At 49.1% G+C, this 12,175-nt stretch carries 13 protein-coding genes; 11 read left to right on the top strand and 2 right to left on the bottom strand.

The genetic code is table 11. From position 1 onward, the window contains the following. Positions 1 to 53 precede the first annotated feature (53 nt). The 10 genes from ABEW32_RS14205 (at position 54) to ABEW32_RS14160 (ending at position 8,911) form a co-directional block, all read left to right on the top strand. Positions 54 to 1,004, top strand: coding sequence for an ABC transporter permease (locus ABEW32_RS14205; RefSeq protein ID WP_016820190.1), 951 nt, complete (start codon positions 54 to 56; stop codon positions 1,002 to 1,004). A 4-nt stretch (positions 1,005 to 1,008) separates the two neighbouring features. Beyond that, complete coding sequence (locus ABEW32_RS14200) at positions 1,009 to 1,854, top strand: ABC transporter permease (protein ID WP_430188625.1); 846 nt, start codon at positions 1,009 to 1,011, stop codon at positions 1,852 to 1,854. 59 nt (positions 1,855 to 1,913) lie between these two features. Continuing rightward, a complete protein-coding gene (locus ABEW32_RS14195) occupies positions 1,914 to 2,951 on the top strand; it encodes an ABC transporter ATP-binding protein (protein WP_430188623.1) in 1,038 nt (345 codons plus the stop codon). Next, positions 2,938 to 3,909, top strand: coding sequence for an ABC transporter ATP-binding protein (locus ABEW32_RS14190; RefSeq protein WP_430188621.1), 972 nt, complete (start codon positions 2,938 to 2,940; stop codon positions 3,907 to 3,909). The genes ABEW32_RS14195 and ABEW32_RS14190 overlap by 14 nt, the downstream gene beginning before the upstream one ends. 48 nt (positions 3,910 to 3,957) lie before the next feature. Further along, complete coding sequence (locus ABEW32_RS14185; protein ID WP_430188619.1) at positions 3,958 to 4,407, top strand: hypothetical protein; 450 nt, start codon at positions 3,958 to 3,960, stop codon at positions 4,405 to 4,407. A gap of 179 nt (positions 4,408 to 4,586) precedes the next feature. Then, positions 4,587 to 4,853, top strand: a complete 267-nt coding sequence (locus tag ABEW32_RS14180; protein WP_430188618.1) for an iron chelate uptake ABC transporter family permease subunit — start codon at positions 4,587 to 4,589, stop codon at positions 4,851 to 4,853. A gap of 203 nt (positions 4,854 to 5,056) precedes the next feature. After that, positions 5,057 to 5,614, top strand: coding sequence for a GNAT family N-acetyltransferase (locus ABEW32_RS14175; RefSeq protein ID WP_430188616.1), 558 nt, complete (start codon positions 5,057 to 5,059; stop codon positions 5,612 to 5,614). Between the two features lie 267 nt (positions 5,615 to 5,881). Next, positions 5,882 to 7,180 (top strand): ABC transporter substrate-binding protein, encoded by a 1,299-nt coding sequence (locus ABEW32_RS14170; RefSeq protein WP_430188614.1) that lies wholly within the window; start codon positions 5,882 to 5,884, stop codon positions 7,178 to 7,180. Positions 7,181 to 7,218: 38 nt separating this feature from the next. Then, a complete protein-coding gene (locus ABEW32_RS14165) occupies positions 7,219 to 8,091 on the top strand; it encodes a carbohydrate ABC transporter permease (RefSeq protein ID WP_430188612.1) in 873 nt (290 codons plus the stop codon). Beyond that, positions 8,081 to 8,911: a carbohydrate ABC transporter permease gene (locus tag ABEW32_RS14160; RefSeq protein ID WP_430188610.1), complete on the top strand. Its 831-nt coding sequence runs from the start codon at positions 8,081 to 8,083 to the stop codon at positions 8,909 to 8,911. The genes ABEW32_RS14165 and ABEW32_RS14160 overlap by 11 nt, the downstream gene beginning before the upstream one ends. Positions 8,912 to 8,922: 11 nt before the next feature. Here the strand turns inward: ABEW32_RS14160 and ABEW32_RS14155 are convergent, their stop codons facing one another. After that, complete coding sequence (locus ABEW32_RS14155; protein WP_430188608.1) at positions 8,923 to 9,759, bottom strand: helix-turn-helix transcriptional regulator; 837 nt, start codon at positions 9,757 to 9,759, stop codon at positions 8,923 to 8,925. A 137-nt stretch (positions 9,760 to 9,896) separates the two neighbouring features. Between ABEW32_RS14155 and ABEW32_RS14150 the strand changes: the two genes are divergently transcribed. Then, complete coding sequence (locus ABEW32_RS14150) at positions 9,897 to 11,183, top strand: Gfo/Idh/MocA family protein (RefSeq protein WP_430188606.1); 1,287 nt, start codon at positions 9,897 to 9,899, stop codon at positions 11,181 to 11,183. 119 nt (positions 11,184 to 11,302) lie between these two features. Here the strand turns inward: ABEW32_RS14150 and ABEW32_RS14145 are convergent, their stop codons facing one another. Further along, entirely contained in the window at positions 11,303 to 12,136 is an 834-nt protein-coding gene (locus ABEW32_RS14145; RefSeq protein WP_430188605.1) for a carbonic anhydrase, read from the bottom strand. Positions 12,137 to 12,175: the final 39 nt, after the last annotated feature.

The following is a 12,175-nucleotide window of genomic DNA, read 5'->3' as shown; positions in this document are numbered from 1 at the left end:
AGCTGGGGTAACCAGCTTATTTTTTTCGAAAACAGCAAGGGGAAGGAAAACGTATGAGACAACTCATCGCCAGAAGGTTGCTGCAAGTTATACCGATGCTATTTTTTGTGTCCATCGTCTGCTTCGGCTTGATCAAGCTGGCTCCAGGTGATCCGGTTCTCTCTTTTGTTACACCGAATATGCATCTGGAAGATATCGAACGAATGAGGCATAGCTTGGGGCTGGACCAGCCCGCTTATGTACAGTACATATTGTGGCTTAAAAAAAGCCTGACAGGTGATCTAGGTTACTCGCTAATTAATCATCAGCCTGTACTGGATCAGATTCTCGACCGTCTCCCGGCCACAGCGGGTTTAATGGGCGCCTCCATCATACTCGCTGTGTTGATTGCAATTCCACTTGGTTTGATTGCTGCGGCCAATCGGAATCGCTGGATCGACAAGCTGATTAATCTAATGTCGTACATCGGCATTTCGGTTCCGTTGTTCTGGCTCGGCATTTTGCTTATTTATCTATTTGCGATTTATTTGCATTGGCTTCCAAGCACAGGGATGCGTACGATCGGAACGGACTCGGTGCTGGATGTGATCAAGCATGGAATTTTGCCATGTTTTGTACTGGCCTTTGGCTTTCTGTCTGTATATGTGAGGTACATCCGTTCCAGCACGATTACGCAGCTTAAGGAAGAGTACGTGCAGATACAGTACGCGTTCGGGTCTGGACAGCGACTGGTGTTGTTCCGACATGTGCTCAAGCATGTGCTGCTGCCCATCATTACGCTGCTTGGTATGTCGGTTGCCGATCTGGTAGCGGGAGCCATTGTGACGGAGACGGTATTTTCCTGGCCGGGCATTGGCTCGCTGGGCATGACGGCTGTAAAAGGAATGGATTACCCTGTCATTATGGGGATTACTTTATTTTCCGCTTTGCTGCTGATCCTGGGCAATCTGCTGGCAGATATCTTGTACAGCATGGCGGACCCGAGAATTAAATCAACGAGGTGAAAACATGAATCGGAGCAAATGGCGCAACATCGGGATCGAGCTGATGACGAGCAAAATGGGCGCCGTCGCCCTCATACTATTGATCGTATTCTCGCTGGGAGCGATTTTCGCATTTTTATCGCCGCAGGACCCGAATAAGCTGAACGTACTTGACCGCCTCCAGCCACCGGGAGGCGCACACTGGTTTGGAACAGACGATTACGGTCGGGACTATTTCACAAGAGCGCTGTATGGCGGTCGTGTATCATTGCTGGTGGGCTTTGCCTCCATGATTATTGCAACCAGTATTGGCGCAGTGGTAGGCATTGTGAGCGGCTATTTTGGCGGGTGGATTGACAATCTGCTTATGCGGATTTTGGAGCTGATCATGTCCATTCCGTCTTTTCTGGTTATATTGCTGCTTAGTGTGTTTTTGAAGCCGGGCGTTGGCAACATCATTGTCATTATCGCCTTGCTCATGTGGATGAATATTGCCCGGGTGGTGCGGGCAGAGACGATGACACTGCGTGAACGGGAGTATGTGCTTTATGCCAAGGCTTCCGGACAAAGTACATTTGGCATTATTCTGAAGCACATCGTACCCAATCTGATTCCAGTCATTATTGTAGGAGCAACGAACAATATCGCTTCAGCCATTATGATGGAATCATCACTGAGCTTTCTCGGCTTTGGTGTCCAACTGCCGAACGCTACGTGGGGCAGCATGCTGAATAATGCCCAAGGTTATATTGCACAGGCGCCGTATATGGCATTGTTTCCGGGATTGCTTATTTTACTGACCGTGTTGAGCTTTAATGTATTGGGGGATGTACTGCGTGTAGGCTTTGAACCCAAATTAGTAAAACGATGATTCACAGCATAGATCCATTACCCATGGCTCCAGGAGCGACAGGAAGGGGCGAAAACACAATGACAGAACATCTGCTGTCCGTCGAACAGCTGGAGGTCTCGTTTTTCACTCGTGAGGGGGAGAATCAGGCCGTTCGAGGGGTCAGCTTTCATATTGATGCTGGAGAAACGGTAGGAATTGTAGGAGAATCGGGTAGCGGCAAAAGCGTTACGGCGAAAGCAATCATGTCGATGATTGCCCCACCCGGCAAGCGGCTGCACGGTGATATCCGTTACCGTGGAGAAAGCTTGACCGCGCTGACAGAAAAACAATGGCGTAAAATACGCGGTAACCAAATCGCAATGGTATTTCAGGACCCGATGACTTCACTGAATCCAGTCAAAAAAGTAGGCTATCACCTGGTCGAGGTGATTCGCAGGCATCGAGGACTGAGCAAGGAAGCGGCTACGCAGGCAGCTGTGGAGCTACTGCGACAGGTAGGTATTACTGAACCGGAGCGCCGGATGAATCAATATCCGCATCAATTCAGCGGAGGGATGCGTCAGCGGGTGATGATCGCGATGGCGCTCTCGTGCAGCCCGGAGCTGCTGATTGCAGATGAGCCAACTACGGCGCTGGACGTGACGATTCAGGCGCAAATCCTGGAGCTGCTCAAGACGCTGAAGCAGCAATCCGATATGGCGATTGCCCTGATCACCCATGATCTGGGCGTTGTCGCTCAGGTGTGCAGCCGTGTCATCGTGATGTATGGCGGCATGGTGATGGAGGAGGGGCGTGTGGACGATATCTTTTATCGTCCGGGCCATCCATATACGCAGGGTCTGCTGCGTTCTGTACCCCAGCGTACGAACGGCTTCCGTGAGCGACTGGTGCCGATTGAGGGCACGCCCCCGGATCTGCTGAACCCGCCTTCAGGCTGTCCGTTCATGGAACGGTGTCCGCACGCGTTTGCTCGCTGTGTGGAGCGACCGCCGATGGTGGAGCTGCGCCCAGACCAGCGAGCAGCCTGCTGGCTGAACGAGCCGGACGCTGTGCCTGCCGGAGTCTACGAGACGTCCGAAGCGGACCGTGCAGAGGAGGGGAATGACGGTGAATGAAGCGTTGAGAGAGGCCAACCATGTGGCGGGTGAGGATCAGCCCTTAGTGGAGGTACACCAGCTCAAGAAGCATTTTGTGACCGCAAAAGATTTGTTAGGTCGTAGCTCCGAAGTGCTCAAGGCGGTTGATGGCGTAAGCTTCCAAATCAAGCGCGGCGAGACGTTCGGACTGGTCGGTGAGTCCGGTAGCGGCAAATCGACGGTTGGACGCTGCCTGACACGGTTATACGATTATACGGAAGGTACAGTACGCTTTGACGGTCAGGATATTTCCAAGCTGAACGACAAACAGCTCAAGCCGCTGCGTCGGCGTATTCAGAGCATTTTTCAGGACCCGTACTCCTCGCTTAATCCGGGCATGAACGTGCTTGACCTGATTGGTGAGCCGATGGATATTCACAGGCTGCATCAGGGCAGTGAGCGTAAGGATGCCGTAGTGGCTTTACTGGAGAAGGTAGGGCTAAAGCGGGAGCACCTGTACCGCTATTCGCACGAATTTAGCGGCGGACAACGCCAGCGGATTTCCATCGCTCGTGCCTTGTCCGTAAATCCCGAGTTCATCGTCTGTGATGAACCGATTTCGGCCCTGGATGTGTCCATCCAGGCGCAGGTCATTAACACGCTGGAGGATCTCCAGCAGGAGTTCGGGCTGACATATCTGTTCATCGCTCACGACTTGTCGATGGTGCGGCATATTTCGGACCGAATCGGCGTGATGTACCATGGACGGTTGGTGGAGGTAGCCGATGCAGATGAACTGTATGAGCAGCCTGCTCACCCCTACACGCAAGCGCTGCTCTCCTCCATCCCTGTGCCTGATCCGAGAGCAGTCGGAGAGCGGCAGCATAGCTTGGCCCAACCCGATGGTTCATGGGTATGGGACAAGGACAGCAGCGATACCGGCGAGCTGAAAGAAATTAGTCCCGGGCATTATGTGGCGTACCCGGTTAGCTGTTAGGTTAAGCTCGGTTGCATGGTGTATATTCCCTATAGGAGGTAAAAAACGATGACTGAATCGACGAAAAGAGTACGTATTTCCCAGTGGGATGCGCTCATGCTGGAATCTTTACGTTCATTAGGCTGGTCCCCTGAGGAACTCATCCGTCGGGTGCAGCAAAATGAGCTGCCAACGGACGGGCAGTTTGATTATGCGGAGCTTGCCACCGGGCTGTTGGCCAAAGAGCCGGAGGTGTTTGTCAGCGCGGTAACAGACGGGTATCAGATCAAATATAATACGATCCGTGGCCTTCGTACGTGGATTGCCGTGGCGCTTGGACGTGAGCCTGAGCTGTCTTTGGAGGAAGGAAACGAAGCTGTCACTTCCGAACTGACGCAGGCTGAGTATGATCGGCTGAAGCAGGTACTGTCTTTAGGCTGGGTCATCCAGGAAGTACGTTTTGCGACTGGCGATACTACAGGATTGTACCGCATTGTGCCTGCTACACAGACGAATTAAATTGTGAATATGGAGCAACACACTTTACCAGGAATTGAAACGAGCTGACGGGAGGTCAGCTCGTTTTTTAATACGATTCCGCTTCATCTTTTCCCATACGAATAGCATCAGTTGAAATGATTAGAAAGGTTACATTTTTCACCATATATGACCGAAAAAAGTAACCACAAAGAATAGTTTTGACTCTGGTTACAGGGTTTGCATTATTGATCTTTAGTTTGTTCCTATCGCTAGTCACAGGTATAATTCCTATCAGCTATGCAGAGTTATGGGAAGTGTTGTTTTCTTCAAATCCAGATCCCCTATTAAAGGAAGTTGTATACCAAACTCGTATGCCATTTGCCTTGGATATGTTATTGCTCGGGGGATGTCTGGCCATTTCAGGAACTCTTTTACAATTACGAACAGCTAATCGCTTTGCATCGCCAACCAGTCATTTCCGCTAGAATCCATGAGCCGGTTGGGTTGCCCTTAACCCCGGTGCTGGTCTGCATCGGTATACCCTTTTTGATCTTTATGATGTGGAGAGAATGGAAGAAAAGTCCTATGCCTAAAAGTGGTAAATTCTGAAGCCTATTTGCAGATCATCAGACTCTCTTTTTTATGCTATATTTTATACATAAATAAAATCAGAGGGTTGAGGTGCAGCATGACATCAATGACTATTGTCGAATCATCCGTCAAACCAGGATTAACAGCTTTTCAGGCAAGTGCTGAAGATCAGGCTGAGATTCACGAATTAATTTTAAAGACGGCTAGATGGCTGCACAGCAAGGGTTCCACGCAATGGGGCAAATTACTAAAAGGAGAAGATGACCACAATATGGGCGGAGCTATTGCACGCGGAGAAGTGGTTGTGTTCCGAACCTCAGAGGATCATCGCTTGGCAGGCGCAGTGATCTTGCAGCAGCAACCCAGTGCTTGGGATTGTAAGTTGTGGGGATTAGACGAGACGAATTCCGACGGAGGAACTTCCGTATATCTGCATCGTTTGGTTGTCGATCGTGATAACACTGGGAAGGGACTGGGCCGTGAGCTCATGCAGTGGATTGAGCAAGGCATCCGCTTCGCAGGCAAAGATCGAATCCGGCTAGATTGTATTGCAGGCAATGACAAGCTTAGCGGGTTTTACAAACAATGCGGCTATACTTATATAGGCGAAACGAATGGCTATAACACATTTGAAAAGATGCTAATAAATTCATAGTAAACGGAATCATAACTGTAGGAATACGAAAGAAGAAAGCAGGTGCTCTGCATTCTTCTTTTTTTTGTTGTGCAGCCCTTTACGTTTCGTGGTGCCTTTCTCTTGGTTGCTGTCATATCAGACCCACTCAAAAGAAAAAAATTTATATAAAAATGAAAATGGGGATATCGCGCTTTCTCCTTCTACATATGATGATAGGGAAAGTTTTGTAAGCGCTTCAAAATAACGATGACATACAACGATGCGAAGCTATAGGAGGCGGTTAAGGTGGACAATTACATGAGCTGGATAAAGATTGGTTTTTTCCTCAGCGTTCTGTTTTTACTTGCAGCAGCATGCAGCACTTCTCCCAAAGTGGACAATACTGATGGGCAAAAAGTGCGGCTTACGATGCAGGCATGGGGTAATCCTGCGGAGGTGAAGGTGTATCAGCGGGCATTGGATGCATTTGAAAAGGAGAATCCGAATATCGAGGTTAAGCTGGTACCTGTACCGGGAGACCAATATGAGCAAAAGCTGTTGACACAGCTACAGGGAAGTCGCGGACCGGATGTCTTTTATTCCTATGAACCGACGATTGCACGTTTGATCAGAGCAAAGCAGGTGCAGCCTTTGAGCGAATTTTTAAAAAGTGAGGCAAGTGATGTAAAAGCTGAGGATTTTCCGGAAGGATTATGGGGTCCAGCCAAGCGTGATGGGGAAATCTATGGGGTCACTCCTGACTCCAACCCGATGGTCATGTACTACAACAAAAAGGTATTTAAGGAAGCAGGCGTGAAGACACCGCAGGAATACTATGATGAGGGCAAGTGGAACTGGGACGCCTTTGAGGAGGTTACATCCAAGCTGAAGGCAGCCGGAAAGCAGGGCTATATTGCGGAAAACTGGTGGGCTCACTGGTATTCATGGGTGTGGTCGAATGGCGGCCGGATCTTTGATGAACAAGGCAAGTATGTGCTGGACCACAATGAAAAGGGTAAGGAAGCCTTTACTTTTATGTACGATATGGTGAAAAAGGGAAATGCGGTATATCTTGGCTCGCTTCCCAAAGGACAGGGGGCAGATGCCATGTTCATGTCCAATCAGGTAGGCATGCTGGCAGCGGGGAGATGGCTGGAGCCCTTGTTTAGCCAAAATAAAAGCCTTGACTTTGACTATATCTATTGGCCCTCCAACACCGGTAAAAATGAGCCTGTTGCTATCCCGGTTGCTTATGTAGCTGTAAACAAAAATAGTCCGCATGTGCAAGAGGCCATGAAGCTGGCAGCATTCTACGTCTCTGTGAAAGGGCAGGAGGCGCGGCTGGTGGAAGGCGGCAATGCCATGGGTACGCTTGCTGCCGCAGATGAGAGCATCATGAAAAAGGCGACAATTGAGCACTCGGGCTATCTGACTGAGGGACGTGATAAAGGGCATGCTCATGGTTCTGCATTGGCGTATGATGCACAGGTGCCAGGGCTGAACTCCGATATTACGGAAACCATTGACCTGATGTTCCTGGGCAAGCAGGATGCTGCGACAACCATTGAGAAGTTGAACCAGATCATATCCAAGGCGGTCAAGTAAACACAGGATGCGCCGTGACCGGGGAGGAGAGTGACAAGATGCAGAAAAAGCATCAAGCGCTGTGGGGCTATCTATTCATTGGCCCCCAGTTTCTGGGTCTGTTATGTTTTTCGCTGCTGCCTTTGCTGTATGCGTTGTACTTAAGCTTTGTCAATTGGGATGGTTTTGGAGTGCCCTTGTTTGTCGGCTTGGACAATTTTAGAGGCCAATTGTCTGATCCTGATTTTTGGAAGGCACTCATCAATACGATGTACTATATGGTGCTGGTCATCCCGGCGGGAATTGTGTTGGCTCTGCTCGTAGCCATCGTGCTCAATAAAGTGAAGGGCAGGGAAATCTATCGCTTGTTCTTTTTCATGCCTGTCGTAACCAGCTCGGTATCGGTTGGGGTCATCTGGATGTGGATACTGAACGGCGAATTCGGCATTTTAAACCACTTGCTGCGAGCGATTGGAATTACAGGCCCGATGTGGCTTACCGATACACAATGGGTGATCCCGTCGATTGCTCTGCTTAGCATATGGCTGGGGCTGGGGTACAACATGGTCATTTTTTTGGCAGGGCTCCAGGGCATCTCCAAAAGCTATTACGAGGCAGCCGAAATCGACGGGGCCAGTAAGTTCCAGCAGCTAAGGTATATTACATTGCCGCTATTGTCGCCAACGACCTTTTTTGTGACCATTATGATGGTCATCAGCTCTTTTCAGGTGTTCGATCAGGCGTTCGTCATGACGAACGGCGGACCGGCCAAAGCAAGCTATACGCTCGTGTATCACATTTACGATCAGGCGTTCATTGATTTCACGATGGGAGAAAGTGCGGCAGCGGCAATGATTTTGTTCGTGATTATTCTCATATTTACACTGCTGCAATTTAAAATGCAAAAGAGGTGGGTACACTATGGAGATTAGTCGCAGAGGCAGGGTGTTCCTGCGCCATGTGCTGCTCGCTGTAGGCTCTTTAATTATGTTTTTTCCATTTCTGTGGACCATCCTCAGTTCGCTAAAGGATATCTCTCAAATTTTTGTCGTTCCGCCGCAATGGATTCCCGATCCGTTTGTATGGAGCAACTATCCGGCTTCACTGGAGGCCATGCCCTTCGTGCAGGCGTACATGAACAGCTTTTACATTACGTTTATCATCGTGACAGCGACCCTGATTAGCGCGTCTATGGCGGCGTATGCCTTTGCTAAAATCCGTTTTCCGGGCTCGAATATATTGTTTATTTTGTTCCTCGCTACGATGATGGTGCCTAAGCAGGTAACGATGATTCCGTTATACTTGGTGATGGATCGTATCGGCTGGCTGGATACGCATTGGTCGCTAATCGTACCTGGAGCTTTGTTTAATGCATTCGCGGTTTTTCTGCTCCGTCAATTCGTCATGGGTATTCCGCGTGATCTGGAGGAAGCAGCAGTTATGGACGGGGCGGGATACATTCGGATTTACTGGGGTGTCATTTTGCCACTCATTCGCCCGGCATTAGCGGCGATCGGGATTTTCACCTTTTTGGGTGCCTGGAACAGCTTTCTTGATCCGCTGATCTATCTCAATACACCGGAGAAATTTACGGTTCCGCTTCTGCTCAACAATTTCAAAGGCCTATATACCGCCGACTGGTCGCTGATGATGGCAGGCACCACCATCTCCGTCGTCCCGGTGCTGATCGTTTACGTCATCGCCCAAAAGCAAATTATTGAAGGCATTACCTTAACAGGCATCAAGGGGTAGGGGCGTTTTCCCTACTCCTTTTTGTGTGCTTTCCGGTACTGTAACGGAGTACGCCCGGTGAAATGCTTGAATACACGGCCAAAGTGAGCAATGCTGTCAAAGCCCGTTTTTTCAGCAATGGCGGTCACTTTCCAGTTCGTTTCCTTCAAATAGGCCCGAGCCTGCTGGACCCGTACATCCTGAAGATACTCGACCAACGTAAAGCCTGTGGTCTGCTTGAAGATGCGGCATAAATATGTGCTGCTAATATAAAAATGGCCTGCTAGCTGCTCCAACGACAGCTTCTCGGCATAGTGGGTATGCAGATACTCAATCACCGAGTATACGCGCTGTTGCTTCTCGCTGCGTTCCGGCGCTATGGTGTCAGGAGCCGTTGATTGTATGCGGCGGATTCGGATCAGCAACTGGAGCAGCAGGCTTTGAAGATACATATGGCGGTAGGCATGCTCTTGATGGTATTCATCCAGCATTTGCTGGAACAGCTGCTCCAGCTCGCGTTGTTCATCCACGGAGGGGCGAAGCAAGAAGCTTTTTTCAGGCAAAAGCAGGTGGCTCTGTTCACCCGATGGCGTGACAGACGTAGGCGGGGCTATAAACGCTTCATCAAAGTTGATCAAGATTCGCTCATGACTGCCGCTCCCTTTGTTGCTTGTACGGTGGAAATCATGTTTGCTGATCCAGATCAGATCGCCTTTTTGTAGCGCGTATACACGCTGATTAATGTAGTAGTAGCGCTCTCCTGCCAGCAGATAATAGATTTCATAAGCTTGATGGACATGGTCGGCAGACATGCTAAACGGCACCATCCGAAGCGCTTGCTCAATGGCAAAAAGGGGTGTGACGATCATAGCAGCGTTCTCCTTTATGAAAGTATTCATGAGGATAATATATGTATACTTTTGGGACGAATTCACAATAAAAGCGAAGATTTAGCTCTTTCTTATACTATAAAATATAAGTAATTCATGTAAAGGGTGTGAACCTATTGGCTAAAATCAAATATGCACTTGTGGGCACCGGAGGAAGAGCAGAATTTTTTTACGGTGAAGTTGTTACCGTTTTCAAAGATACATCAGAGCTGGTCGCGTTCTGTGACGTCAACCAGACGAGAATGGACTATGCCAATCGGCTGTTGCAGGAGAAATACGAGCACCAGTCAATTCCAACCTATAAAGCTCACGAATTTGACCGGATGATCGCAGAGGCGAAGCCGGATATCGTCATCGTCACCACCATTGACCGGGTGCATCATCGGTATATTATCCGGGCGATGGAGCTGGGCTGTGATGTTATTTCCGAGAAGCCAATGACAGTCGATGAGGACAAATGCCAAGATATTCTGGATGCCATAGACCGCACGGGACGGAAGCTACGTGTCACCTTTAACTATCGTTATGCCCCGCATAATACGAAAATCCGTGAGGTTATTATGGACGGGACGCTGGGTGACATCTTGTCAGTCAATTTTGAATGGCTGCTGAACACCCAGCATGGCGCCGATTATTTCCGCCGCTGGCACCGGGATAAGCGCAATAGCGGCGGTCTGCTGGTGCACAAATCGACACATCATTTTGACCTAATGAACTTTTGGCTTGGCTCAAAGCCGGAGACGGTGTATGCGCTGGGTGATCTGAAATTTTATGGCCGGGAGAATGCGGAGCAGCGTGGCGTGACAGAGTTTTACCAACGAGCTTATGGCAGCAAGGCGGCGGAAAATGACCCGTTTGCCTTACATTTGGATCGTAACGAGCATCTAAAAAACATGTATCTGGATGCGGAGCATGAGGATGGGTACGTGCGGGACCAAAGCGTATTTGGCGACAATATCAGCATCGAGGATACGCTCAGTGTCATGGTGAAGTATCAAAATAAAACGGTAATGAACTACTCACTGAACGCTTATATGCCTTGGGAGGGCTTTATCATCGTGTTTAACGGCACCAAGGGACGGATGGAGGTGCGAGTATCCGAGCAATCCTATGTCAATTCTGGTGGTAGCAAGGCAGATGAGGGGGCGCTAAAGGAGAAAACCATCACGATCTATCCTCACTTTGCAGCACCTTATGAGGTCGAAGTAGAGGAAGGCGTGGGGGGACATGGCGGAGGAGACCCAGTCATGCTGCGGGACATTTTTGATAAGCCGGCAGAGGATCGGTTTCATCGTGCGGCCTCCCATATCGACGGCGCATGGTCCATTTTAACAGGCATCGCCGCCAACCGCTCCATGCGTACAGGTCTGCCGGTGAAGGTGGAGCAACTGGTGCGATTATAACGAATGTAAGTAGGCAATAGCTTTAATAACAAGAAGCCTCCTCTAATTAGGTGAACAGAGGGGGCTTCTGTTTGTATTTAGAAATAGAAACCGCCTTATACTTAGGGCACTATATTTTATTATTTATCGGTCTTCAGCTCACGGGTTCCCAGTTGTTGTACAGGTCGATGGTTGTCGGGAAAAATGGCAGCAAACTGATTGATTTGGTCTGCGGACATTTCAATAGGCTGGTCTAATACCGTCCAATTCACATGCTCTGTGCATGGTGGAGTAGTCAGCGACCCGTTATAGCGAACGGAGTGCAGGTCCTTTGGCAGCAGCGTGGCAAGATTGATTTCTCCCTCCAAGTTCGCTTCTTGAGAAATGTCCTTGGGCAGTTTGGACCAAATGCGATTGAAGGCTTTGTTTTCTTTGCCACTTTGTATAAGAACGCCTAAGACAGCTGTGCTTCCGTTGTCGCTTTGGTGAACAAAATGAAGCTCCATTTCAGCATTTTTGCCGTCTATTTGGTGTTCACTTGGATGGTGAAAATGAAATTGCTTTAAGGTGAATGTAGTGCCGTCCACGACAATATTATTGCTGGGACTAGCAGCATTAACTTGGACGGTATGTCCATTATTTAGTATGGATACTTTAGTGGTTGAATAATGAACCTGTAACGGCTGCTGCGTATGCGAAGCCTCCAGATGGGAATGCTCTATATTGATGGGAGACTGTTCCTGACCATGACCACAAGCGACAAAATCCTTTTCCAGCTCCCCCCAATGCTCAGGTCCTTCCTCCCCTTCGTAGGACCAGTGCGGACTTTTGTGAACAACTGCATGTGCGTTGTTAGCTGATGACGATGAAGTGCTAGTACTAGAAGTGGCAGATGGTGCTGTACATCCTGTTACTGACAATGCCAAGATCACGGAAAATATGCTGAACAAGCAACCTCTCCATTGTTTTTTCATATTTCTTTATCCTTCTTCCGAATAGAGTATGTGAAACTT

The sequence above is a fragment of the Paenibacillus jamilae genome (assembly GCF_050482105.1).
In the GTDB taxonomy this organism is placed as follows: Bacteria; Bacillota; Bacilli; order Paenibacillales; family Paenibacillaceae; genus Paenibacillus; species Paenibacillus jamilae_B.
The sequence above is the reverse complement of the archived record's forward strand: the minus strand, read 5'-3'. Positions and strand labels throughout refer to the sequence as shown.